The 24257-nt window shown below is 71.8% G+C and carries 16 protein-coding genes and 4 pseudogenes; 9 read left to right on the forward strand and 11 right to left on the reverse strand.

What is annotated here, in order from left to right:
* Nucleotides 1–321: 321 nt before the first annotated feature.
* Nucleotides 322–684 carry a hypothetical protein gene (locus tag ACFU5K_RS13470; RefSeq protein ID WP_384060202.1) on the reverse strand — a complete coding sequence of 121 codons (363 nt, stop codon included), beginning with the start codon at nt 682–684 and terminating at the stop codon, nt 322–324.
* Between the two features lie 191 nt (nt 685–875).
* Here ACFU5K_RS13470 and ACFU5K_RS13475 point away from each other — a divergent pair, with 191 nt between their 5' ends.
* Entirely contained in the window at nt 876–1457 is a 582-nt protein-coding gene (locus ACFU5K_RS13475) for a hypothetical protein (protein WP_384060205.1), read from the forward strand.
* A 157-nt stretch (nt 1458–1614) separates the two neighbouring features.
* The gene (locus tag ACFU5K_RS13480) at nt 1615–1740 is read left to right on the forward strand and encodes a hypothetical protein (RefSeq protein ID WP_384060207.1); all 126 of its coding nucleotides are present in this window, start codon (nt 1615–1617) and stop codon (nt 1738–1740) included.
* Nucleotides 1741–1934: 194 nt separating this feature from the next.
* On the opposite strand, the gene ACFU5K_RS13485 is transcribed toward ACFU5K_RS13480, so the two are convergent.
* The gene (locus tag ACFU5K_RS13485) at nt 1935–2165 is read right to left on the reverse strand and encodes a hypothetical protein (RefSeq protein WP_384060209.1); all 231 of its coding nucleotides are present in this window, start codon (nt 2163–2165) and stop codon (nt 1935–1937) included.
* A 161-nt stretch (nt 2166–2326) separates the two neighbouring features.
* On the opposite strand from ACFU5K_RS13485, the gene ACFU5K_RS13490 reads away from it, so the two are divergent.
* Nucleotides 2327–5824: a HelD family protein gene (locus ACFU5K_RS13490; RefSeq protein ID WP_384060211.1), complete on the forward strand. Its 3498-nt coding sequence runs from the start codon at nt 2327–2329 to the stop codon at nt 5822–5824.
* A gap of 110 nt (nt 5825–5934) precedes the next feature.
* Here ACFU5K_RS13490 and ACFU5K_RS13495 read toward each other — a convergent pair.
* Nucleotides 5935–7090: pseudogene (locus tag ACFU5K_RS13495) on the reverse strand (CoA transferase).
* On the opposite strand from ACFU5K_RS13495, the gene ACFU5K_RS13500 reads away from it, so the two are divergent.
* Entirely contained in the window at nt 6972–7253 is a 282-nt protein-coding gene (locus ACFU5K_RS13500; RefSeq protein ID WP_384060362.1) for a hypothetical protein, read from the forward strand. The pseudogene ACFU5K_RS13495 and the gene ACFU5K_RS13500 sit on opposite strands and share 119 nt — an antisense overlap.
* A 266-nt stretch (nt 7254–7519) precedes the next feature.
* Here ACFU5K_RS13500 and ACFU5K_RS13505 read toward each other — a convergent pair.
* The 5 genes and pseudogenes from ACFU5K_RS13505 to ACFU5K_RS13525 form a co-directional block, all read right to left on the reverse strand.
* Nucleotides 7520–9450 (reverse strand): annotated as a pseudogene (locus tag ACFU5K_RS13505) (DUF1524 domain-containing protein); the annotation flags it as partial.
* A 476-nt stretch (nt 9451–9926) separates the two neighbouring features.
* Nucleotides 9927–10424 carry a phospholipase gene (locus ACFU5K_RS13510; protein WP_384060214.1) on the reverse strand — a complete coding sequence of 166 codons (498 nt, stop codon included), beginning with the start codon at nt 10422–10424 and terminating at the stop codon, nt 9927–9929.
* 155 nt (nt 10425–10579) lie between these two features.
* Nucleotides 10580–11203: pseudogene (locus ACFU5K_RS13515) on the reverse strand (VWA-like domain-containing protein); the annotation flags it as partial.
* Nucleotides 11191–11847: pseudogene (locus ACFU5K_RS13520) on the reverse strand (hypothetical protein); the annotation flags it as partial. The pseudogenes ACFU5K_RS13515 and ACFU5K_RS13520, both read right to left, overlap by 13 nt.
* A 152-nt stretch (nt 11848–11999) precedes the next feature.
* Nucleotides 12000–13064, reverse strand: a complete 1065-nt coding sequence (locus ACFU5K_RS13525; RefSeq protein WP_384060216.1) for a DUF3533 domain-containing protein — start codon at nt 13062–13064, stop codon at nt 12000–12002.
* 155 nt (nt 13065–13219) lie between these two features.
* On the opposite strand from ACFU5K_RS13525, the gene ACFU5K_RS13530 reads away from it, so the two are divergent.
* From ACFU5K_RS13530 to ACFU5K_RS13540, 3 genes are all read left to right on the forward strand, one after another.
* Nucleotides 13220–16714 (forward strand): DNA polymerase III subunit alpha, encoded by a 3495-nt coding sequence (locus ACFU5K_RS13530; RefSeq protein WP_384060219.1) that lies wholly within the window; start codon nt 13220–13222, stop codon nt 16712–16714.
* Nucleotides 16711–17709 (forward strand): hypothetical protein, encoded by a 999-nt coding sequence (locus tag ACFU5K_RS13535; protein WP_384060221.1) that lies wholly within the window; start codon nt 16711–16713, stop codon nt 17707–17709. Before ACFU5K_RS13530 ends, ACFU5K_RS13535 begins: the two co-directional genes overlap by 4 nt.
* Before the next feature lie 166 nt (nt 17710–17875).
* Nucleotides 17876–18769, forward strand: a complete 894-nt coding sequence (locus tag ACFU5K_RS13540; RefSeq protein WP_384060223.1) for an esterase/lipase family protein — start codon at nt 17876–17878, stop codon at nt 18767–18769.
* A gap of 214 nt (nt 18770–18983) precedes the next feature.
* On the opposite strand, the gene ACFU5K_RS13545 is transcribed toward ACFU5K_RS13540, so the two are convergent.
* A complete protein-coding gene (locus ACFU5K_RS13545) occupies nt 18984–20558 on the reverse strand; it encodes an alkaline phosphatase D family protein (protein ID WP_384060226.1) in 1575 nt (524 codons plus the stop codon).
* Nucleotides 20559–20765: 207 nt separating this feature from the next.
* On the opposite strand from ACFU5K_RS13545, the gene ACFU5K_RS13550 reads away from it, so the two are divergent.
* Nucleotides 20766–22244, forward strand: coding sequence for a trifunctional class I SAM-dependent methyltransferase/NUDIX hydrolase/VOC family protein (locus ACFU5K_RS13550; protein WP_384060229.1), 1479 nt, complete (start codon nt 20766–20768; stop codon nt 22242–22244).
* 106 nt (nt 22245–22350) lie between these two features.
* Here the strand turns inward: ACFU5K_RS13550 and ACFU5K_RS13555 are convergent, their stop codons facing one another.
* Complete coding sequence (locus ACFU5K_RS13555; RefSeq protein WP_384060231.1) at nt 22351–22851, reverse strand: DUF402 domain-containing protein; 501 nt, start codon at nt 22849–22851, stop codon at nt 22351–22353.
* Nucleotides 22832–23752 (reverse strand): GNAT family N-acetyltransferase, encoded by a 921-nt coding sequence (locus ACFU5K_RS13560; protein WP_384060234.1) that lies wholly within the window; start codon nt 23750–23752, stop codon nt 22832–22834. The genes ACFU5K_RS13555 and ACFU5K_RS13560 overlap by 20 nt, the downstream gene beginning before the upstream one ends.
* A 93-nt stretch (nt 23753–23845) precedes the next feature.
* Here ACFU5K_RS13560 and ACFU5K_RS13565 point away from each other — a divergent pair, with 93 nt between their 5' ends.
* Nucleotides 23846–24220, forward strand: a complete 375-nt coding sequence (locus ACFU5K_RS13565) for a GntR family transcriptional regulator (RefSeq protein WP_384060237.1) — start codon at nt 23846–23848, stop codon at nt 24218–24220.
* Nucleotides 24221–24257 lie beyond the last annotated feature (37 nt).

The raw sequence follows: 24257 nt of genomic DNA on the forward strand, positions 1-24257 counted from the left end.
TCCAGCGCCAGAAGTCGCGTTGCCGCCTCGTTGATCCCGGTATCGTCGATGTCCAAGCCCGTGGGGTTTCATGATCGGTTGCGTAGAGAACTTCCATGATCACGAAGGCCCGCGGGCTCCTTGCGTCCGGGGTACCACCACCCGAGCTACCTCACACAGCGTGACCGGCGAGCCCGCCCGTCACCGCCGCACCCCCATCAAATTCGAAGACCCGGGTTATCGTTCGAAGTGTCTATACCGAGCGCCGTAATCCGCCAACTCCTCACGGCGCACTGCTGCGCGTGCCACGTCCTGCGGGCCGTGGCGCCGGTGGCCGAGCCCTCAGCTCTGGCCCTGGTCCTGGGCGTAAGCGCTCGCGTAGTAGCTCGCATCGATGTCAGGGTTCCGCAGCTTCGCCCAGAACAGCTGGTCCGGGGCGGGCGGAACAGGCGGGCCGCCGAGGTCGGCGAGCAGTTCGGTACGCCAGTCGGAGCTGAGGCGACTGCGGGTCGTCGCGGTCTTGCGCACCGCCTCGTGCGGCCCGCCCCACACCGCCGTCACCATGGCCTGCGCCGCCCAGCGGCGCAGGCCGTCCCGGTGCGTGTCCGACTCGGCGATCACCTTGCGCAGTCGCAGACCCAATGGACCGGTCTGCGTCGGCGGGACGGTCTCGTCCCGCGCCATGGCGTCCAGGGCCGCAGCCACCTCCGTGCGGCGGGCGTTGGTCCGGAGCGGATCGCTTGCCGTAGTCGCGGGGGGACTTCGGGTACGGGCGGGAGGGTGCGGGGGGCCGCAGAGCTTCGGCGCGGGGACACCGAGGAGCGTGACAGGGAAGACTGAATGAGCGGCGGGCTTCCGCCGAGGGGTCTTTCGGCCTCGCGAAGGGGGGAATGATCATGGGTTCCAACTGGGTGGGTCTGCTGATCGCCGTCGTGGGCGTGGCGGGAACGCTGGGGGCCGCGCTACTGACGCAGAACCGTGCCGACCGCACCAAGCGGATGGAACTCCAGGCCGCCGCTGAACAGCGGCGCGAGGAACGTGGGCACGCCGAGGCGCTGCTCCAGGCGGAGCAGGCCAGGCAGTGGCAGAGCGAGAACCTTGAACGGCGGCGAGCCTGCTACATCGCACTGAACACCGCCTCACGCCAGTACCTGACGGAGATGACCAATTACCTGCATGCGCTGCGAGGCAGACAGGACGTCGATGCGGCGCTGAACACCTTGGAAGTGGCCCGGCTGGGCTTTCGGGACAGTTACGCGGAATCCCAGATGGTCTTCCCGGACGCGGTGCTGCGTGCCGCCGGCGCGGCCAAGACGGCTTTGAACACCGCGTACAGCACCCTCAGGAAGTACGGAGCCACACCCTCCGCGTATGCCGAAGAACTGGCGGCCCTGGAGGATGCGTTCCGTGCGCAGGTCTGGCCTTACCTGGGGGCACTGAAGCAGTCGATGCGTGCTGATCTGGGCATCGACGACTGACGGACCCGTGTGCGACAGGCGGCGAGACGACGCTGTTGCGATCGTCAGCCACTTGCCGACTGTCGCCCCATGGCAGTCCGTACAACGGCCGTACCGTGCGCCGTTCTACGGCGGAGTGCCCTGGCCGACGCAGAGGGCGCGGCGGCACGGTGGCCGCATGTCACCGAGAAGCGTCGCCGCCGGACTCCGCTCCGAGCCGGCCGAGTTCGTCATCCGCCTCAGCAGCACCCCGCGAGGTGCCCGGCTCGCGCGGCGGCTGGCCGAGCCGATCGGCGCGTACTGACGAGCGTCGCGGGCGTTGATTCCGAGGGGCCTACTGCCGACACTGCACTTGGCCCCTTCACCACCATGGCCGGCTCACAGCCTGGATGTCCCTCGAACTCCTCCTCCGCGGACCTCGCCGTCCAGCGGTCCACACCGGTGGCCGCGAGCTACAGGAACTGCTTCCGGGCACTCCGGGTACAACTCCGCCGTCCGTCACGGAGCCGGCGCGAACATCATCCGCACGGCCGCGACGAGGATCAGGGCAGCGGTGATCACGTGCCACCACCGCCGAAGACGCACCAGCGCGACGAATACCGCCGTGAGAGCTGCGGCCGGCAGTTCGGTTGCCACGCCGAGCCCGGCCATCAGCCGCACGGTGCCCGTGACGGTGAAGTCCCACGGGGCCTCGGACCCGGCGAGAAGAGGTGTTGTTTGGCCCGTCAACCCCTGGCCATCGAAGCACTTGTGAACTGAGTCAATGGGTGCAATGCTTGCGTGGTGGTGCTGACCGGCACTCATGGGTGCTACGCGGTAATCCAGTTGGCCAGAGTGCGGGTGCATGCCCGTAGCGGCGTTCCGCTGGGCGCTGCCAGGGGGGACAGCGGATGAACACCATCACACGCGATCAGATCATCGGCGATGAGCAGAAGGCCGTGGACCGGGCGTACGACTGCTACGCCGAGCGGTTGGCCGAGATGACCGGGACCTCGGCGGCAACGGCCGCCGCCAGCAACAAGGACGGCATCGCCAACCGGCTCGACGCCGAGGAGAAGGCGGCGGCGTACGGCGGGCTGGGAGACGAATCGCTGGTCACCGTCCGCGTCGACGCGCCGGAAGCGACGGGGGAGGAGTGCCGGCCCTGGTACGTGGGGCGGCGTGCGGTCTCCGACATCCGCACCCGTGAACCCGTCGTCGTGCTGTGGACCAGCCCGGCCGCGACCAAGTGGCTCGCGGCGCAGCCGGACGCGCCCGGTGACATCACCCTGCGGCGCCAACTGCGGTGTGTGCAGCGCGTCGTCGAGGACTACTTCGACGACATCGCCTCGGCTGTTCCCGTAGTCGTGCCCGCAGCCGCTCCCGACTCCGCGCTTCCGGCCGTCCCGACGCCCCGGACGGCCGGGGACGACGCCGTGGTCCCGGAGTCCGTCGAGGCCGACGGAGCTGAGGAGGAGAGGCAGGGCGCGAGCCCGCCGGTCCGTACCCCCGCCGATGTGGCCCGTCTCCAGCGCCGCAAGCCCCTCCAGCCGGACGACCTGCTGCTCCGTGAGCTCCAGCGCTCCCGCGGCGGCCGCATGCGGGACATCGTCGAGACCATCCGCCGCGATCAGATGGACCTGGTCACGGGTACTCCTTCCGACATCCTGGTCGTGCAGGGCGGCCCCGGAACGGGTAAGTCCGCGGTCGGTCTGCACCGCGTGACCTGGCTCGTCAACAACAACCACTTCAAGGCCCAGGACATGCTGGTCATCGGCCCGCATCAGCGGTTCCTCGACTACGTCGGCCAGGTCCTGCCCACCCTCGGCACCCGTGACGTCAACGCGGTGCAGCTCTCCCGCCTGTGGGACGGCGACATCCTCGGCACCGACACCCCGGCGGCACGGCTGGTGAAGTCCGACGAGCGCATGGCCGCCGTCCTGCGGCGCCGCGTCGAGCAGGAGTGCCGTCCCGAGGCCATCGACGGCCTCCTCACCGCGCCGTCCTTCGACGGGGACGAGCCGGCGTTCACCGTCACCGCCGGCAGCACGACCCTGCGCGTCCCGCGCTCCGAGGTCCTGGCCCTGTTCGAGGGGGCGCGCGGCGGGGACGGGGCCCACCGCGAGCGTCGCGACCGCTTCCGCAGCCTGCTCGTCGACCGCCTCCTGCGCGAACTCGCCACGCTGGCCCCGCGCCGCGGCGCGGACGGCACGATCCGCCGCAGCCTCGAACGCAACCGCCAGGTGGAGCGCCTCCTCGACCGTGCCTGGCCCTCGCCGGGCGCCAGGGAGGCGCTGCGCAGCCTCTACGACTCGCCCGACCTGCTGAGCACCTGTGCCGAGGGAATCCTCGACGAGACGGAACAGGCCGCCCTGCACCGGGCCAGGGCGGAGCGGGCCGAGGACGACCCCTGGTCCCTGGACGACCGGGTCTGCCTCGAAGAGCTCCGTCACCTCATCACGGGTGAGGCCCCGCGACGTTACGGCCACATCGTCGCCGACGAGGCCCAGGACCTGACGCCCATGCAGGCCCGTGCCCTGCGCCGCCGCGTCGCGCGGGGCGGTTCGATGACCGTCCTCGGCGACCTGGCCCAGGCCACCGGCCCGGTTCCGTACACCGGATGGGACCGCATCGGCGCGCTCCTGTCCGACCACGGTGACTGGCGCGTCGAGGAACTGACCACCAGCTATCGCGTGCCCGCCGAGATCATGGAGTTCGTCGCCCCTCTGGCTCGCACGGTCGCCCCGTCGCTGCCGTATCCGCGGGCCGTCCGGGAGGCCGGTCCCGACGCCGTGCGGACGATCGCGACCGAGCCGTGGAAGCTGCTCGGCGACACCGTCACCCAGGCCGTCCGCCTCGTCGGCGGCAGCGACGGGCGCACCCTGAGGTCCGTCGCCGTCATTGTCCCCGACGACTCCGGCTGGCTCGACGCGATCGGCCGCCACCTGGACGAGTCCGACGGCATCACGGTGCAGGAACGCGAGGCGGTGTCCGTGCTGGCCGCCGCGCAGGCCAAGGGCATGGAGTACGACCACGTCCTCGTCGTCGAGCCCGCCACCATCGCCGACCGCGGCCCGTCCGGCCTGCGCCAGCTGTACGTCGCGCTGACCCGCAGCACCCAGAGCCTGACCGTCCTGCACACCGCCCCCCTGCCGGAGGCACTGACGGACACCGCAGGGGTCGTGCGGGAGCCGATCCCCGAGGCCGGGGCCGAAGTCGATCCCGGTACCGCGCCGGTGGCGGAAGCAGACGTCCCCGAGATCGGTACCGACATCCGGGTCCGGGTGATTGGCCACACCACCGGAGGCAACTACAAGGTCGAGGCGATCTCCCCGGCCACGGACCGTCCGCTGCTCATGGCCGTGCGCCACGGCTCCACGCCTCCCGCCCGGGGGGCGGAGCTGGACGCCTGGGTGCTCCGTCATGCCTCCAGCGTCAGCTTCGTCACCGCCGATGAGCGAGGCCGCCGGCCCATCTCGCCCACCATGGCCCGGCGTTACGCGGACGCGCTCGCCGTTGTCGAGGACCTGGCCGACGGGAGCGTCCCGGACGACTTCCGCGCGCGCCTCTCGGAGCTCAAGGGCATGGCCAACCGCTGTCTGCGCCTGGACCAGCCCGACTGGCTGGACGTGTGGCGCGTACTCGGCTCCCCGGACCGGGCCCGCCTGAACCTCCTGCGGGACCTGGCGGCCCACGCCAATCGCGCTTCCTCCTCCGGCGCACCGGATCTGGTCCGCTTCCGGGCCGAACTGGAGCTCAGCGGCCTGGCCGGGGACCTGGCCGAGGCGCGGCGGACCATCGAGCGCCGCTTCGAGGACGGAGCCGGCCCGGTGGCGGAGAGCGAGCAGGGCGGCGGGGGCTCCACACGGCCGTCGGAGACACCCGAGACACCCACGTCGCCAACCGAAGCACCCGAGCCGAAGAGGGAAGAGCCCATGTCCGCCACCACCTACGTCCCCACCGCAGCGGACCACGCGGCGCAGCCCACGGGCCTCCTCGACGTCCTCGCGGCCGCGGCCGCGACGGACCGCACCTGTAAGACCCATGAGGCGGTGCGCTTCGAGCTGAAGGCAGCCCTTCTCCGCGCGGGCCGGGAACTGGAGCCCGAGCATCCGGTCGCCGACGTCACCTGCGTCACGGAGAACGGCCAGGTGCTCTTCGAGGTGCTCGGCGCCGGCCTCTGCTCGTATGCCGACCTCCGCTCGGGAGCGGTACGCCTCCGCGAGGTCAACCACGTCCTGCCCACGTCGGCCGACCACCTCTGCCTCGTCCTGTCCGGGCCTCCGGCCGAGGACTGGTCCGCCGACACCGTTCGCGGCGTTCTCGGTGTCGACGTCCTGTGGCGCACCCCGCAGCAGACCTGGGCCGGCCAGGACATCGACACCGTACTGGGGGTGAAACGACCCTGACAGCACCGCAACCACGAGATCGTCCGAGCCTCGCATACCTTCGGCCGCATGGCTGACGAGTGCTTCGGACATCCACGGCTCACCGCTATTCACGCACTCGACGAGAATGCTCAACCTTCACTGCGACAGATCGCCCAGTTCGGCAGATCGGTGCCCCACCGGGTCGGTGCATGGTCCCAGTTCACGGGTGCGCCCTTGTAGTGGACCGGGGGCAGGGCATGACGCAGCAGCCCGTAGGGCGACTTGGTCTCGGTGAGCCAGGATCCGGGATCGTAGGTGTCGGCTTCGCCCTGTGCGGGGGTGGGGCGGATGTCGTGCAGCAGCCAGGACGCCGTGCCTGCCAGGGAGAGGCGAAGGTGACGCCCTCCGCCGGTGGCCTGGCGGTCGCTCAGTGCACGCAGGACGGCGGCGGCGAGCAGGTACCCGGTTCCGTGGTCCAGCGCCTGTGCGGGCAGTACACCGGGGCGGCCGTCGGCCGTGGCCTCGATCGCGGCGATACCGGTACCGGCTTGGACCAGGCTGTCGAAGCCGCGGCGCTCTGCCCAGGGGCCGGACCAGTCCCAGGCGCACAGTTGGGCCACGATCAGGCCGGCGTACCGGTCCAGGAGCACGTCGGGGGTCAGTCCGTGCCGGTCCAGGGCACCGGGGCGGTAGCCGGTCACCACGACATCTGCCTGCCTGAGAAGGTCATCGAAGGCGTGCCGGTCGCCAGGGCTGCTGAGGTCCAGCAACGTGGAGCGCTTGCCCACGCCGGTGTCGGCGTGAGCATCTGCGTCCTCGGGGAGCTGGGGGGCGTCCACGCGCAGCACGTCGGCGCCCAGCAGCGCCAGGGTTCGTGTGCCGACGGGGCCGGCGATGACGCGGGTCAGGTCCAGGACCCGCACGTCTTGGGCCGGTACGGACGCGGGCGCCAGCAGCCGAGGGCTGCTCCGACCCCACGTGCCGCGTCTCGACCAGGGCGGGCCCGGCCGCAGCGGGTGCGGAAGCCAAGGCCACGGCCAGGCCGCCTGCCGCGTATATGGTCTCCTGGACCTCCCCGGCCGGACGCGATGCCAACTCCTTCGAGAGCGCACCCACAAGCGCCTGGTCCCCTCCCGTGTCCGCGATACCGAGGGCGCTGAGCAGCCGGGCTCGGTGGTGCGGGTAGTTGGCGTGGGTGCGAACCCAGCCGTCGGCCGCCGGCCAGAACCCGGACAGCGGGGCGAAGGACGTCGGGGCCCGGCCGTCGATTCGCAGGTGGCGTTCACTGACGAACGCGGTGGCCACCGCGGCCTCGTTCACCCGCACTGTGGGCACCGGCACGCGGTTGCGCAGCGCCAGCAGTTCCGCCGCCGCCAGCGAGGACACTCCGACGCTGGCCCGCGCCAGTTCCCTCACTGGCAGACGCGACGGCAGGACAGCGCCCGCCTCCTCGAAGGACACGCTCTGAACCAGTTGGCTCCGGCCCCCCAGGGCCGCCCAGGCGTGTGCGGTGGCCGCATCCTCGGTATGCGTCATTCGCTCATTGTGCACACCACCAGGGTGACGCCTCGCTCGGCTCTGACCTGCGCAGTCAATTCTTCGCTGAGACCAACTGGCCGAGGGGTTACCGGTGCAGAGCAGCGGGGGTCGGACAGCATGCGGGCCGCAGCGGAAGGGCAGGGCGGATCCTGCCGAACGGCCGAGGGGCCCGCTTCAGGCCGCCGCACCCATGTCTCAGGCCCGCCGGGCCAGATCCAGGGCCGCCGTGTGAACGAACCAGTCCAGGACCTCGCAGATCGCCTCACTCTGTGCCGCGAAGACCTGGAGCGGGAACGAGGGGCGTAGCTCCAGCTTGGCCTCGGGCAGGTCGATGCCGTCGACCTCGTTCAGCCGGCGCAACAGTTCACGGCGCTGTTCCGTGTCGTCGAACGGCGCGCGGTCCTTGAGGTACTGGAAGACGACTTCCACGGTCCCGCTGACCGGGTACAGGCCGAACGGCCACACGAGGTGCGGGCGGGTGCTCGTGCCGGCGTCGAGCACGGGGAAGCAGCTGGTCTCCTCGTGGCGCCCGTAGTTGAGGTAGCCGCCCTGATGACGCCAGAAATCGAGGGCCGCGGTCACCCCAGGCACAGCGTCCGGGCAGTGTTCGCGCAACTGGTTGCGGAACCGCTCGGCGGCCTCGGTGTTCTCGTTGTCCGGCAGGGGGTCGTGCGCGGGCTGCTGTGTGACGTCCTTGCCCAGCAGGGTGGCCAGCTCCGCGGCGGTCAGGCGCTGAGACCGGTTGGCCCGGCCGTACCGGTCGAACCGTACGCCTTCACTCTCCAGCACGTCCTGGGGCGGCAGCCGGTCGCTGCCCTCTGCCCAGCGGAAGCCGGCCGAGACCTTCTCGGAGCTCAGGACCCGGTAGGCGCCGATCACCGTCGGGTTGGCCGAGAGGTATGCGCCGACGGGTACGGGATGGCTGCCGATGAGCTCGGCGACATCGCCGTACGCCGTCCATGTGCCGCTGGGCATCGCGACCAGCGCCGCTCGCAGTTGCGCCCAGCTCGACGACTCCTCGCCGACCGGGCGGAATCCTCCGATCGGGCCGGGCCACAGCTTCGCGGCACGCTCCCAGAGACGGTCGGCGCGGGCCGTGATCTCCGCCTTGCCCCAGCGCTTCGACGAGGCGATCTCCAGGTTCATCCGCAGGGCGCTGGAGTCGAGGATCTGCTGCTTGCGCTCGAACGGGTGGTTGGAGAGCTTGGAGTTGTCGCCGGTCAACGTCAGATTACCGAGGGTGTGGACCAGCAGGCATGCAGTTCCTGGGGTGACTGGCCCTCCTCCGTCTCGTCGGACAGGAGGTCGAACCACGCCTGTGCCGGTTTCTGGGGAAGGACGTGCTCGACGCTCAGGGACGCCTTGGCGAAGTCGACGGGCTCGGTGGGGGAGTAGCTCTCCTCCAGGCGGCGCAGGATGAAACTGCGCTGCGGAGGTCGCCCGCTCCAGTAGAAGGGTTTGCTGCGGATCGCGGACCGCAGCTCCTCGTCGCTCGGCCACCGGCGCCGCCTCCCTGACAGGAACCGCCGGACGGCCTCGGCCGCCGGACGGTCGGTCTCCAGGTCTTTCGGAGCCTCCATGAAGATGCGGTTCAGGTTGGATGTGGGTGTCTGGCAGATGAGGCGCCGGGCCAGATACGACTCGACGTACAGCAGGGCCTCGGCTGCGCCTTGCGGGCTCGTTCTGCCGGCGTCGACCAGATCCAGCAGATGCAGGGCCAAGGGATAGTGCGTCTGACCGCCCCATGCGGCGAGTCGTTCGAGCGCGGCCCGCAGCTGCGGCGACTGCTCGCGGGCCGGTTCGACGATGCGAAGGAATCGTTGAGCGCGCTCCGACAGCTGCGCGATCTCGTGCTGCAGCGCCTTCTCGTCACCGGTGAGCGGATGCAACCGCTTCTGCTGTTCGCGGTAGATCTCGCTCTGCTTCGTCTTGTAGTGACCGCGCACGACCAGGTCCAGCCAGACCAGTAGTTCGAGGTTCTTGGGGCCCAGGCTCTGCTGCATCGGCAGCCACAGCTCCCGGTAGACCCGCTCGCCCCGCTGGGGCAGCAGCATGAAGACGTAGTTGCGCAGCAGGTCGCTCTGACTGAGGCCGACACCCGTGTTGTTGATCGACTCGAAGATCCGGCAGGCGGCGGCTCTCGGTCACCTGGGCGTACAGCATTCCGGCCGGAACAGCCGGAGAGCTCGACTTCGAAGTGCACTTCAGGAGTGCGCACACGCGCGACAGTGTCACGTTCACCACCACAGGTCCGCCCCGTCCGGTCGATCCCCGGGTGCCTGTCGCCCGGACGGAGCGCACGCCACTGCCCGATCAGGCTGTCCCGAAGATCTAGCGGACCCGCGCGGCATCCGCCTCTTCGCCGGACAACGCTTTCTCGCCGAGGCCGAGGAGTTCACGACGCTGGCAGGTGCGCGCGGTCTTCTGGCGGGCCGGGAACCGGAAGCGGCGTCTGGCTTTCCGGGAACCGAGTGGCATGATCAGCTGCCCCTGTCGGGGGTACTCGCATGAACCGAGGACCCTCAAGCCCTCGGTTCATGCGGTGACCGGCGGTTCGCCCGTCAGGTCGGCCTTGCCCGGCCAGGCGCTCCGGAGGCGACGGTCAGACGGCCCGTGCCGAGCTGCCGGCGGTCGCCTTGGCCGGTGCCACGCCGAAGATGTCCACCGCGTGGTAATAGGTCCACGCCGTGCTGTTGCACGCGGTCAGCGTCGCGCCGGTGTAGGCGGCGCACACCCGCTTGAGGTCCGAGTAGAACGCGGAGTCGATGCGGGACTTGTTCGCGGAGAACGTACCCGCCGCCTTGTAGTTCCGGTAGCCGAAGTCGTGCCGGGCGCAGGCGGTCTGGAAGGGGAAGCCGAACGGGTTGTCGGGGGAGGAGCTGCAGTAGTCCGTCGACCAGTCGAAGCCGTACGCCGACCAGGCGCCCTGGTTGTTGCGGGCGGAGTTCCAGGCGTTGTAGCTGGAGGCGCTCGTCTGGGTCCAGGAGCTGAGGACCTGCGGCTTGTCCGACGGGGCGGCGGAGGCGGACGCGGCGGGTATCAGGGCCAGGGGGAGCGACAGGGCGACGGCGGTGAGGGGAGCGGCGAAGCGGCGACGCATGAACAACCTCCGTGGGATGAAAGGGGGTCGAGGCAGCCGTGCTCCTCGTGGGTCTCACGAGGCCGCTCCAGAATGACGCCATGAACCTGCCATGCATAGCCTGTGTAGGAGGAACATTCTGTTGCCTTCGGATGACCGGCCCGTGATCTCGGGGCCTACCCGATGACCACCGTCCGCGCCCACTCCGGTGGTGACCTCGGGACGTAGTCGGGATCGTCCTCGTCCCACGACGAGCGGCGTACCCGGGGGAACAGGCCCACCACCGTCCGGCACGCCGGTTTCACGGACGGCCAGCGTGTCTGGCCGTCCGTCAGGACCACGACGACGTCCGGACCGGGACGGGACCGGAGCGCCCGCGCGAAACCCGCGCGCAGGTCCGTACCCCCGCCGCCCACCAGCGGAATGCCTTCGGCGCGGCACAGCGGGTGCACGACCCCGGCGGCGGCGTCGCACGAGAGGACGCTCACCAGATCGCGACGCCCGCCCACCGCGCGGGAGATGCCTGCGACCTCCAGGAGCGCGCTGCCCAGTTCGGCGTCACTGACCGAGCCGGACGTGTCGATGACCACGGTGACCCGTGGTGGCCTGCGCCGGAGGCTGGGAAGGACGGCGCCCGGCACCCCGGCCGAGCGCCGCGACGGGCGGCCGTACGTGTAGTCCTCGCCCGCACCGGCCGCGGAGGCGGCCGAACGGACCGCCGAGCCCAGCAGATCCCGCCACGCCTGGGGCGGATGGAACGCCTCCTCGGCCCATCGCTGCCAGCCCCTCGACGCTCCGCCGCCCAGCGGCCCACGGCCCAAGTGCCCTGCTGGGCAGCGGTGTCCGGGGAATCCTGTTCCGCCGATGGCGGGTCCGCTGCGGGCGGCAGGTCGGCCCCGGAGCGCATACGCAGCTCGGCGGTCCTGCGGACGTCCCACAAGTGCCGGTGCAGGTCGAGGCGGAACCGCCGGTCGGGGTGGGGATGCGGATGACGGCGGGCCGAGGCCTCCGCCCGCCGGGAACCGTCCCACAGGGCGAGGCTGATCCGCTGGCCCGCGTCCGCCCAGGCCGGAGGAGTCCGGGCCACGAGGTGCACTGTGCGTACGCCGTCCCGTCCCGCCTCGTCGTAGCGGGCCAGGGCGACCGTCAGGCCCGGGCGCAGCAGTCCGTCGGGAGCGATCCTCGGCATGTGCCAGCGCAGCAGGTCGGGAGCCAGGTGGCGCAGGTCGTCCCGGAGGAGGGCCGCCAGTTCACGGCCGTGGGTCCGCGCCACGGACCGTGGGGCGACATCGACATCGATGCCCGCCGCGGCGCAGGCTCCTGCCCAGTCCCCGGCACGACGCCGGGCGGTCGCGGTCTCGATCATGGAGGCCGGTACGGCGAATTCGCGTACGCGCGGCCAGAAGGACGGGAGGGTGTCCCTGTTCGCGATCCGAGTGAGCATCAGCACTCACCTTGCGCGGACGGGTCCCCCATTCTGTTCACGGAGAATGTGGTCATCGCGGAGGAGCGTAGCGCTCCGCGATGACCACGGCCAGAGGTTTTCTCCGCGTCGCTCCGGCCGGGACGCGAGCCTCGTGGAGGAGACGCCGGGCCTCAGGCGAGGCTCGAGCCGCCCCCGGGGGAGGCTGCCGCCCCTCCGGGAGCCGCCGCCTGCCGCGATCCGTCCGCGTCCCGCCGGCGCATCGACAGGAGCAGGGTCAAGGCCGTGCCGGCGACCGCCCAGGCCGAGAGCACCAGCAGGGGGCCGGTGACCGCGTTCCCCTTGAAGTACGCGATCGAGCGGGCCGTCCAGGTCCCCGCGCCGGGTGGCAGGGCGGGGCCGATCGACCGCCAGAAGTCCGGCAGCATCGGCAGCGGGAAGGCGCCGCCCGCGCTCGGGTTGCCCGCGATCACGATGATCAGGACGGCCAGGCCGATGCCGACGATGCCGGTGAGTGCCTGCAGGGCGAGTGTGATCATGCCGACCGAGAAGACGACCAGGGCTCCCAGGCCGGAAAGGGCCCACACGCTGCCCGGGAGCGCACCGAGGATCGGGCCGATGATGACAGCGCCGCCGATCCCGCCCGCGATCGCGTACAGCGCCATGACCGCGGTGCGGATCACCGCGCGCTGCCGGTTGGCCGGTTTGGCGCCCGCGCTGATCGCGAGGATGGAGGCGCAGAGGTAGCCGCCGACGCACCAGCCCACGACCAGGTAGAACGACGAGAGCCCGTCGAAGTCGTCGGGGGAGGCCGGAGCCACGTCCACGGTCCTCACCATGCGCTGCCCGGGCCCTTCCGCTTCCCTGATGATCTTGTCCAGTGAGGCCGCCAGCACGGTGCCGCCGCCGGAGGCGACGAGCACGGTGTCGGCCGACCCGGTGGGACTGACGATCAGGGCGCCGTCGATGTCGCGGTTCTGGATCTGCCGGCGTGCCTCGGCCGCGTCGGACACCGCCCGCGGGTCCAGCGGGCCGCCGGGCAGGCCGTCCAGCTGGGTGACGAGCTGTCCGGACACCTGCTGGGGGGCGACGACCCCGAAGGGGACGTCCGTCGGGTCGGGCCTGTGCAGCGCGCCGACGTAGGAGGCGATGAACAGCAGCTGCAGTCCCAGTACGCCGATGACCAGCAGTGCGGCCCGTACGGTGACGGCGCTCTTCACCTCGTCAGCGAAATTCATGCCCCCACGGTCCGGCGGGTGCGGCGTTCGCGCAGGCGGGACCGGGCCGAATGGCGGAAGGGCGGCCGCACCTCGATTATCGTACGAACGTTCGAAACTTGGTCTATGGTGGAGAGCGAGGGGGTGGCGAGTACGGATCGGTCCAGGAGGTGCGGATGCCCGGGTTCACGCATCTGCATACCGTTTCCGGGTTCTCCCTGCGGTACGGGGCGTCGCATCCGGAGCGGCTGGCCGAGCGTGCCGCCGAGCGGGGGATGGGCGCCCTCGCGCTGACCGACCGCGACAGCCTCGCGGGCGCGGTCCGCTTCGCCAGGGCCTGCGAGAAGACCGGGATACGCCCGCTCTTCGGCGCCGAGCTCGCGGTGGCACGGCAGGGGGAGGGGGAGAGGCGCGCCCACCGGTCGCGCACCCCGGCCCGTGGCGGCGCCTTTGTCGATGAATCCGCACCCCGGGTCACCTTCCTCGCCCGGGACGGCGCACTCGGCTGGGCCGGACTGTGCCGGCTGGTCACCGCCGCCCACGCCCCCGACGAGGGTGCCTCGGACGCCGGGCAGCCGCTGCTCGCCAGGTCCGCGCTGTCCGGCGAAGGGCTCACCGTGCTGCTCGGCCCGGCCTCCGAAGTCGGGGCGGCGCTGGCCGCGGGCCGTCCCGACCGTGCCGCCGCGCTGCTCGCCCCCTGGCGGGAGATCTACGGAGACGCCCTGCGTCTCGAAGTCGTCCATCACGGCCGCGAGGGCACCGGGCCCGGCTCGCTGCGGCTCGCCGCGCGTACCGTCGGGTTCGCCGCCGAGCAGGGGGTGCGGGCGGTGCTGACCAACGCCGTCCGGTACGCCGATCCCGGTCAGGGCCCCGTCGCCGACGTACTCGACTCCGCCCGCAGGCTCGTCCCCGTCGACCCGCGGCGCTCCCCCCTCGACAGCGGGGAGCGCTGGCTCAAGGACGCCCGCGCGATGCGGGAGACCGCCGGGCGGATCGCCTCCGCCGCAGGGCTGGGGCGGGACGCGGGGGAACGGCTGCTCGCGGAGACCCGGGACACCGCCGACGCCTGCCGCGTCGACCCGGCAGGCGACCTGGGGCTGGGCAGTGTCCACTTCCCCGAGCCGCACCTCGTCGGGGCCGGGCTGCGCACCGCCCAGCGGGTGCTGGCCTCCCGCGCCGCCGCCGGAATGGTGCGGCGCGGCTACGACCGCAGGCGTGGCCACTGGGAGCGGATGCACCACGAACTGGACATCATCGCCCACCACGGCTTCGCCTCCTACTTCCTGACGGTGGCTCAGGTAGTCGACGACGTGAAGGCGATGGGGATACGGGTCGCCGCGCGCGGCTCCGGTGCCGGCTCCCTGGTCAACCACCTGCTCGGGATCGCCGACGCGGACCCGCTCGAACACGGGCTGCTCATGGAGCGCTTCCTGTCCAAGCGGCGCTTCGTCCTGCCCGACATCGACATCGACGTGGAATCGGCCCGGCGGCTCGACGTCTACCGCGCGATCATCGACCGCTTCGGCGTCGAACGGGTCGCGGCCGTCTCCATGTCCGAGACCTACCGGGTGCGCCACGCCATCCGCGACGTCGGTGCCGCGCTCTCCATGGACCCGGCCGAGACCGACCGGCTCGCCAAGGCGTTCCCGCACATCCGGGCCAGGGACGCCCGCGCCGCGATGGAGGAACTGCCCGAACTGCGCGCCGTTGCCGGGCAGAAGGAGAGGTACGGCCGCCTCTGGGAACTGGTGGAGGCGCTGGACGCGCTGCCGCGCGGTATCGCCATGCACCCGTGCGGGGTGCTCCTCTCGGACGACTCGCTGCTGCGGCGCACGCCCGTCATGCCCACCAGCGGCGAGGTCCCCCACAGCCCCGGAGGCGTGGGAGGGGCCCCCATCCCGATGGCGCAGTTCGACAAGGACGACGTGGAGCACCTCGGGCTGCTCAAGCTCGACGTGCTCGGCGTACGGATGCAGTCGGCGATGGCGCACGCGGTGACCGAGGTCAAGCGGGCCTCGGGGCGCGAGGTCGACCTGGACGCCGTGCCGCAGGGCGACCCGGAGACGTACCGGCTGATCAGGAGCGCGGAGACGCTGGGCTGCTTCCAGATCGAGTCACCCGGCCAGCGTGATCTGGTCGGCCGGCTCCAGCCCGCCACCTTCCACGACCTGGTGGTCGACATCTCGCTGTTCCGGCCGGGCCCGGTCGCCGCCGACATGGTGCGGCCCTTCATCGAGGCCAGGCACGGACGCGCACCCGTGCGCTACCCGCACCCCGACCTGGAGGGCGCGCTCCGCGAGACCTACGGCGTGGTCGTCTTCCACGAACAGATCATCGAGATGGTGGACATCATGACCGGCTGCGGCCGGGGCGAGGCCGACCGGGTGCGGCGCGGACTCTCCGACCCCGGGTCGCAGGACCGGATCAAGGTCTGGTTCGCGGGGCGGGCGGCGGAGCGGAAGTACGCCGCCGAGGTGATCGCCCGTGCCTGGGAGATCATCGAGGCGTTCGGCAGCTACGGCTTCTGCAAGGCGCACGCGGTCGCCTTCGCCGTGCCGACTTACCAGTCGGCCTGGCTCAAGGCGCACCATCCGGCGGCCTTCTACGCGGGACTGCTCACGCACGATCCGGGGATGTACCCGAAGCGCCTGCTGCTCGCGGACGCGCGACGGCGCGGGGTCCCCGTCCTGCCGCTGGACGTGAACCGGTCCGCAGCCACTCATCGGATCGAACTGGTGTCTGGCGACAATGGCGAAAAATGGGGATTGCGGCTGGCACTCTCGGACGTCCACGGCATCAGTGGGGCCGAGGTCGCCCGGATCGAGGCCGGGCAGCCCTACGCGTCGCTGCTGGACTTCTGGCAACGGGCCAGGCCCGGGAAGCCCGCCGCCGAACGGCTCGCGCAGGTCGGCGCGCTGGACGCCTTCGGCGCCAACCGGCGGGATCTGCTGCTGCACCTGTCCGAGCTCCACCGTGCCCAGCGGAGCTCCGGCTCCGGCTCGGCGGGAGCCCAGCTCCCGCTCGGCGGCGGGCACAGGACCGGCAGCATCGGGCTGCCCGACCTCAACGACGCCGAACGCCTCAGCGCCGAGCTCGGCGTGCTCAGCATGGACGTCTCACGCCATCTGATGGGCGATCACCACGCCTTCCTCGAAGAGCTGGGCGCGGTCTCCGCCAAGCGGCTGCGGGAGGCCAGGCACGGGGAGACCGTGCTGGTCGCGGGCGCCAAGGCGGCCACCCAGACCCCGCCGGTCCGCTCCGGTCGGCGGGTCATCTTCACCACCCTGGACGACGGCACGGGCCTGGTCGACCTCGCCTTCTTCGACGACAGCCACGCCGCCTGCGCGCACACCGTCTTCCACTCCTGGCTGCTGCTGGTGCGCGGGGTGGTCCAGCGGCGGGGCCCCCGCAGCATGAGCGTGGTCGGGTCGGCGGCCTGGAACCTGGCGGAGCTGGCCGAACTGCGCCGCACCGGCGGCCTCGACGCGGTCGCCGCACGGCTCGCCGAGGTGCCCGGCACCGAGGAGGGCGAGGAGAGCGCCGAGCCCGGCCGCCGCATCCAGATGCCGACCGGCTACGAGATGAATCCCTGGGCCGACCTCCAGCCGGCGGGCGAGGGCGCGCCCACCGGGAGGAAACTGTGGCACCAGAGCCCCGGGAGCGCGGGATGAGCGACGAGCCGGCCGTCCTGTACCTGCGCTTCCGCCGCATCGGCGGAGGGCCGCCGGACAGCGCGGACTACGAAGGGCTGCTCGCCCTCCTCGGGGCGTTCACCCCGGTCGTCGAGGCGGCTCCGCCCGGCGCGGCGCTCGCCGACATCGGCGGGGCGCTCCGCTACTTCGGGCAGGACGCGGCGGGCCTGGCTTCGGTGATCCGGGTGCGCGCCCTCGCCCTGCACGGGGTGGACTGCGCGATCGGGGCGGCCGCCAACCCCATGCTGGCCCGGATGGCCGCGCGTCGGGCGACGGCCGGAACGACCCTCGTGGTGCCTCCCGGTGAGGCCGCCGGCTTCCTCGCACCCATGCCCGTCGCCGCCCTGGACGGTGTCGGGGCGGCAACCGCGCGCACCCTGTGCGGATACGGGCTCGACTCCATCGGGCGGACCGCCGCGGCGCCGCTCGCCACCCTGCAGCGGATCACCGGGGCGCGGGCCGGGCGCGAGCTGTGGGAGCGGGCCAACGGCATCGACCGCACGCGGGTCGTGCCCAACGCCGCCGCCCGGTCCGTCGCCGCCGAACGCACCTTTCCCCGGGACGAACTCGACCCGGAGCAGCATCGCCGCGCGCTCCTCTCGCTGACCGAGGAGCTGGGTGCCAGGCTGCGGGGTGACGAGCAGGTGTGCCGCTCGCTCGCGGTGTCGGTGCGCTACGCCGACCGGAGCGGATACTCGACGCTCACCCGCAGCCGCACGCTCCAGGAGCCCACCGCCCACTCGGCGGCGCTCACCTCGCTCGCCTACCGCATCCAGGACTCCTTCGCCTTGCAACGGGCGCGGGTGCGGGGCATCGGGCTGCGGGCGGAAGGGCTGCACGACGCCGAACGGGCCTCCCGTCAGCTCACCTTCGACCCGGTGGACGAACGGGCGCGGCGGATCGAGGCGGTGTCCGACCGGCTGCGCGCCAGGTTCGGCCCGCAGGCCGTGAAGCCCGGGCGGCTCGCGGCCTGATCCCGCGTCAACCGGTGCCCCGGATTTTTTTACCGACGCGTAACTTCCCCCGCTACCTTACTCATGCGTAATTTGGCATGAGCACGCAGAACATGCAGTTCACTGTGGTCCGGACCGCAGGGCGCACCGACATCGCACCTCCTCTGAGCCGCAAGGAGACCAACCGATGCTGCCCTGGACCCGCCCTCGGCGCTCCCCACGCGCACGTCGTACGCTCGCCGCACTGATCCTCACCCTGACCGCGCTCGTCGCCGCCCCCACAGCGACAGCCGGTGCGGCCACCGCAGGTGTCGCCGCACCCTCCCGCGGCTGGAACGACTACTCCTGCAAGCCCTCCGCAGCCCACCCCCGCCCCGTCGTCCTCGTCCACGGAACCTTCGGGAACTCCGTCGACAACTGGCTCGTCCTCGCGCCGTACCTGGTCAACCGGGGCTACTGCGTCTTCTCGCTCGACTACGGACAGCTCCCCGGCGTGCCGTTCTTCAACGGCCTCGGCCCGATCGACGCGTCGGCCGGACAGCTTGCCGTGTTCGTCGACAAGGTCCTCGGGGCCACAGGCGCCCCGAAGGCCGACCTCGTCGGCCACTCCCAGGGCGGCATGATGCCCAACTACTACCTGAAGTTCCTCGGCGGCGCCGCCAAGGTGAACGCCCTCGTCGGGATCGCCCCCGACAACCACGGCACCACGCTCCTCGGCCTCACGCGGCTGCTGCCGTACTTCCCCGGCATCGAGGACCTCCTCACCATGAACACCCCCGGACTCGCCGACCAGATCGCCGGATCCGCCTTCATCACCAAGCTCAACGCGGGCGGCGACACCGTGCCCGGAGTCCGCTACACCGTCATCGCGACCAAGTTCGACCAGGTCGTGACTCCGTACCGCACGCAGTACCTGAGCGGTCCGAACGTACGCAACGTCCTGCTCCAGGACCTGTGCCCGGTCGACCTCTCGGAGCACGTCGCGATCGGCACCATCGACCGGATCGCCTTCCACGAGGTCGAGAACGCCCTCGACCCCGCGCACGCCACACCGACGACCTGCGCCTCGGTCATCGGCTGAGACGCGCTGCCGGACCCCGCACCGGGGTCCGGCAGCCGTCCGTCGTGCGGTCAGCGGCGGTGGGCGCCACCGGCGGCCCGCCGGCGTACGGAGAGGGGGCTCAGGAAGAGCGGGAGTGGGCGGCGGGACCGGACGGCGAGGGCTGATCGGGACACGGCCCGGCGGCACCCGCCGCTCCCTGACGGTGCCGTCCGGGCGACGCGGTGACCGCAAGTCAGACCTGGACCCCCGGTCTGCCGTCCTCCACCACGACGCTCGCGCGTGTGCTGATCGGCGCGTCCGGCTTCGTCACGAAGGGCAGGACCCGGAAGTCGCTCGTCCAGCGGTCGCGCTCCACCGCCACTCGGACGTAGCCGCGCTGGTTGTTGAAGAACTTCATGTGCGGATTCGCCGCGAGGAACGTCTCGCCCTGCGCCGTCATGTCGGCGCCGTCGCCGCCGCTGGTGATCGACGTCCCCACGAACTCCGAACCCACGGTCGGCGACCCCGGGTCGGAGTAGTCGCGCTTCAGGTCCCACGCGTAGTTCTGGTGCCGGTCACCCGTGATGACGACCAGGTTGCGCACGCCACGGTTGTCCGCCTGTGCCAGCAGACGGTTGCGCTCGGCGACGTATCCGTCCCACGGGTCCGTCCAGACAGTCGTGCCGGGGCCCGGGTCCTGGTCGGTCTGGCCCATCGGCGCCTGGTTGCCGAGGATCTGCCAGCGCGCGGGCGAGCGGCTGAAGCCCGCGAGTACCCAGGACCGCTGGCGGGCACCGAGCAGGGTGCGGTCCTTGTCGAAGCGCTCGGCGCAGTCGGCCGATACGCCGTCGCCGCAGGCCTGGTCGTCCCGGTACTGCCGGGTGTCCAGCATCGTGAAGTCGGCGAGCCGGCCGTAGCGGAGCCGCCGGTACATCTGTACGTCGGGTCCCTTCGGCAGCTGCGCGCGGCGCAGCGGCGCGTGCTCGTACAGCGCCTGGAACGCGGCGGCGCGGCGCAGCAGGAACGTCGCGGGGTCCTCGTTGTTTTCCGAGGTCTCGTCCGCCCAGTTGTTCTCCACCTCGTGGTCGTCGAACGTCATGATCCACGGGAAGGCGGCGTGCGCCTCGCGCAGCGGGGCCTCGGACTTGTAGAGGCCGTACTGGAGGCGGTAACGGGCGAGGTCGATCGTCTCCGTGTGGAACTTCGGGTCGGTGACCACGCCGCGTCTGTTCGTCCGGACCCCGTGCTCGTACAGGTAGTCACCGAGGTGCACCACCAGGTCCAGGTCCTCCTGCGCCATGTGGTGGTAGGCCGTGAAGTAGCCGTCCTGCCAGGCCTGGCAGGACGCGAAGGCGAACTTCAGCTCGCGGGGTGAGTCGGAGGGGGCGGGGGTGGTGCGCGTACGCCCCACGGGGGAGATCGAGGAGCCTGCCCTGAAGCGGAACCAGTAGGTGCGGTCGGGAGCGAGCCCGTGCACCTCCGGGTGGACGGAGTGGGCCAGCGCAGGGCTCGCGACGACGCTGCCCCGGCGTACGACCCGGCGGAAGAGCTCGTCGAGCGCTACCTCGTACTGCACGCGGACCGGTCTCGCGGGCATGCCGCCGAGACCGTCCTGGGCGAAGGGATCGGGAGCCAGACGTGTCCACAGCACGAAGCCGTCCGGCGCCGGGTCGCCCGAGGCGACACCCAGGGTGAACGGGTCCCCCTTCAGCGGTGGCGCGGCGAACGCGGACTGTGCCTCCCACGCCCCCGTCCCGAGCATCAGCGCGGCGGCTGCCGCCCCGCCGTATCCGAACATCTGCCTGCGGGACACGGATTGTGCGACCACGGGTCCTCCTCGGTCGATCTGCGCCAACCTGGGATACACTGCCGGGAGTTGATGTCATGCTCACGCGTAGTGGATGGCCGGTGGCCGAGCGATACGTGAACACCACAGCTATGCGGCCGGAGCGGCTCCCGCGCCCCCTCGTGAGGAAGGCGCCCGGGATGATGCGGACGTGAGGGACTGTCGGTGGCGGCTGCCAAGATGGTTCCCATGACGACGATCGACTGGGATGCCGCCGCCGAATCCTTCGACGAGGAACCCGACCACGGGCTTCTGGACCCGGTGGTCCGCAGCGCCTGGGCGCAGCGGATGGAGACCTGGCTGCCCACCACGCGCTCCGAGGTGCTCGACCTCGGGTGCGGCACGGGCAGCCTCGCCCTCCTCGTCGCGGGGCAGGGCCACCGGGTGACCGCTGTGGACCGGTCGCCGCGCATGGTGGAGCAGGCGCGGGCCAAGCTGGCCGGGACCGGCACCGAGATCCTCGTCGGGGACGCGGGGCTTCCCCCGGTCGGAAACCGGCGTTTCGACGTCATCCTCGCCCGCCACATGGTGTGGCTGATACCTGATCCCGACGCAGCCCTGCGGCACTGGTTCTCGCTGCTGCGGCCGGGCGGGCGGCTGGTGTTGATCGAAGGAGTGTGGGGCGGAGTGGGCCTCGCCGCGGACCACCTCACCAACCTGCTCAGCCGTCACACCGATAGCGTCCGGTACGAGCCGCTCTCCGGCGACGCCCGGCTCTGGGGCAAGGAGGTCGACGACGAGCGGTACGCCCTGGTGGCCCGCCTCGAACCGCCTCGCCGGCACCGCGAGGTCGTCGATGTCCACCTGATCCTGCGCAGGGGGCCGGACGTCCTGCTCGCCCGGCGGGCGGGCACGGGATACGCCGACGGCCTGCTGCACGCCCCCTCCGGCCACGCCGAGGACGGCGAGGACGTCCGGGAGGCGGTGATCCGGGAGACGGCGGAGGAGATCGGAGTCGTCCTGGACCCCGACGAACTCCGGACGGCGCTGGTCATGCAGCACAAGGGTCCGGGCGGGAATCCGCGGATGGGCTGGTTCTTCGAGGCGCAGTACGACCCCGCGCACCCGCCCCGCAACGCCGAGCCGGAGAAGTGCTCCGAACTCGCCTGGTTCCCACTGGACGCGCTGCCGGACGACATGGTCGCGTTCTGCCGCGCGGGCCTCGAAGGCTACCGCGCCGGGGAGCGCTTCCTCATCCACTGGCACGAGGACGCCGACCCCGTCGCGTACGCACCGGAGGGGATCCGGCGTGCCGTCCCGCTGCCGGTGGCGGCGCCCCCCACCGGCGGGGTCCACCACATCGAGCTGTGGGTGCCCGACCTGGCGGAGGCCGAGTCGGACTGGGGCTGGCTGCTGGGAGAGCTGGGCCATGTCCCGTACCAGCGCTGGGCGCGGGGCCGCAGCTGGCGGCGCGGTGACAGCTATGTGGTGGTCGAACAGTCCCCGGACCTCACCGGGGACACGCACGACAGGCTGCGACCCGGCCTCAACCACCTGGCGTTCCACGTCCGGGACCGCGAGACGCTCGACGCACTGGTGCGCCGCGCCCCCGTGCACGGCTGGCGACCGCTGTTCCCGGACCGCGATCCCCACGCCGTGGGAGGCGGTCACCACGCGGTGTACTTGGAGAACACCGCCGGTTTCGAGGTGGAGCTGGTGTCCCCCTGAGCCTGGCCGCGTTCCCTGACCTTCGACGCGCCCCCGACGCGCCGAGGGCCGGGCCACGGGGCTCGTGAGCGATCACCCAGCCTCGCCCCGTGCTGCGGTACGGCCCTCAGCCGAGGAGACCCGCCAGACCCCCGGTCCGGGCGAGGTGTTCCAGCTCGTCCAGTGCCCGGACGGCCGCTCCGGCCGCCTGCGGGTCCCGGCCGGCGATACCGCTCTCCTCGAACTCGTCCTCGTCCAGCCGGAGCACGGTGGAGCCGTCCGCGGACACCCACAGGTCGAGGTCGAGGTCCTCGACCACGAGCTCGGCGCCCCGCAGCACGGCGGGCTTCGTGATGTCGCAGTACCAGCCCTTGAGTTCCCCGCCACCGGTGCGCACCTCCTTGACCGCGTACCACCGGTCGCGCCAGTAGTGCTCGGTGAGGACGTTCCCCGGCTCGAAGCGCACGAAGCCGAAGTCCCGCACCCCCGGGGCCGCCCACGGAGCCCGGACCGTGATCCGGCACCCGTCGTCGCGGACCCGCACCGCCGGGTACCGGATCTTGGTGCGGCCCGCCTTGACCAGAGCCACCGTCAATGCGCCCGCGGGGTCAGCCGATGCTGCGGACATGACGTACCTCCGTCGCGCAGATCTCGTAGCCGAACCACCGGTTGACCGCCAGCATCGGACCGTTGCCGGCGTCGTTGCCGGTGTACGCGTCCGTGTAGCCGGCGGCCCGCGACCGGTGCAGCGAGGCGTTCTTGGCGAGCTTCGCGAGCCCGCGGCCGCGGAAGGCGCGCCGCGTGCCCGTCATGGCCGACCAGTAGCGGTTCAGCCCGTCGGTCTCGGCCGCGCTGAACGCGGCGACCTCTCCGTCGACCGTCACGACCGTGGTGAGCGCGTGGTCGAAGCCGGGCCGCCGCCACGTCGTGGCCAGCCAGTCCTCGTAGTCGGTGAACTCCGCCGTGACGTCGCTCGGTTCGTCCGCGGTCACCTCGGCGTCCGCCTCGAACAGCGGGCGCGGATCGTCCGCGAAGTCGGCGGCGCTCAGCAGCTCGACCCCGGCGGGCAGCTCCGGGAGCGGCGGGAGTGAGCCGCCGGCCAGGCCGAGGCGGAGGAAGTGAGCCGACCGGCGCGCCTCGTACCCGCGTTTCTCGGCGAAGGCGCGGTTGGCGGGTTCGTCGAGCACCCAGGAGTAGACGTCGGTCGCGCCCGCGGCGGCGAGATGCTCCTCGGCGGTCCTCAGCAGCAGCGACCCCGCGCCCCGTCCCAGCCGGTCCGGACGGACGTACGGATTGCAGAAACCCTGGCCCGGAGTCGGACTCTCGTGGGCGATGCCCACCTGGGCGGTGCCGATGAGCTCGCCGTCCTCCTCTGCGACCAGCAGCCGGAAACGCCGGTCGGGATGGGACGCCGCCAGGTCGCTCAGCACCCCTTCGGGAGTCGTCACCATGTACGGCAGCGCGGCACGGCGCACCTGTACCCAGGCCTCGGCGTCGGCAGGAAGGAAGTCGCGCACGGATACCGTCATGTGCGCGACCGTACGTGGGTCACCGGGCGGGCCGCCTCCGAATTTACGGCCGCGGGGCCGGTGCCCGGACCGGCGGTGGGAGAGAATCGGCGCGTGACCCTGAAGATCGCCGTTGACCCGGACTCCGCCACCGCCCCGTACGAGCAGCTGCGCGCCCAGCTGTCCGAACAGGCCCGCTCAGGCGCCCTGCCCGTGGGCTACCGGCTCCCGACCGTACGGGGCCTCGCCGGGGAGCTCGGCCTCGCCGCCAACACCGTCGCCAAGGCCTACCGTGCGCTGGAGTCCGACGGGGTGATCGAGACCCGGGGCCGCAACGGCACGTTCGTCGCCGCGGCAGGCGACGCGGCCGCCCGTCACGCGGCGACGGCTGCGCAGGACTACGCGGAGCAGGCGCGGCGCCTGGGACTTCCGGAGGCCGACGCGCTCGCCCTGGCCGAGGACGCGGTGCGGGCGGCCTACGCGCGCTGAGACCACGGGACCGGACGCCCGTCCGAGCCCGGCGCCG

It is taken from the genome of Streptomyces sp. NPDC057428, from assembly GCF_042803195.1.
Taxonomy (GTDB): domain Bacteria; phylum Actinomycetota; class Actinomycetes; order Streptomycetales; family Streptomycetaceae; genus Streptomyces.

Bases quoted from the DNA above. Each gene is read 5' to 3' on its own strand.
- ACFU5K_RS13475 (WP_384060205.1), top strand. From the start codon at position 876: ATGGGTTCCAACTGGGTGGGTCTGCTGATCGCCGTCGTGGGCGTGGCG.
- ACFU5K_RS13480 (WP_384060207.1), top strand. From the start codon at position 1,615: ATGTCACCGAGAAGCGTCGCCGCCGGACTCCGCTCCGAGCCGGCCGAG.
- ACFU5K_RS13490 (WP_384060211.1), top strand. From the start codon at position 2,327: ATGAACACCATCACACGCGATCAGATCATCGGCGATGAGCAGAAGGCC.
- ACFU5K_RS13510 (WP_384060214.1), bottom strand. From the start codon at position 10,424: ATGCGTCGCCGCTTCGCCGCTCCCCTCACCGCCGTCGCCCTGTCGCTC.
- ACFU5K_RS13525 (WP_384060216.1), bottom strand. From the start codon at position 13,064: ATGAATTTCGCTGACGAGGTGAAGAGCGCCGTCACCGTACGGGCCGCA.
- ACFU5K_RS13530 (WP_384060219.1), top strand. From the start codon at position 13,220: ATGCCCGGGTTCACGCATCTGCATACCGTTTCCGGGTTCTCCCTGCGG.
- ACFU5K_RS13535 (WP_384060221.1), top strand. From the start codon at position 16,711: ATGAGCGACGAGCCGGCCGTCCTGTACCTGCGCTTCCGCCGCATCGGC.
- ACFU5K_RS13540 (WP_384060223.1), top strand. From the start codon at position 17,876: ATGCTGCCCTGGACCCGCCCTCGGCGCTCCCCACGCGCACGTCGTACG.
- ACFU5K_RS13550 (WP_384060229.1), top strand. From the start codon at position 20,766: ATGACGACGATCGACTGGGATGCCGCCGCCGAATCCTTCGACGAGGAA.
- ACFU5K_RS13555 (WP_384060231.1), bottom strand. From the start codon at position 22,851: ATGTCCGCAGCATCGGCTGACCCCGCGGGCGCATTGACGGTGGCTCTG.
- ACFU5K_RS13560 (WP_384060234.1), bottom strand. From the start codon at position 23,752: ATGACGGTATCCGTGCGCGACTTCCTTCCTGCCGACGCCGAGGCCTGG.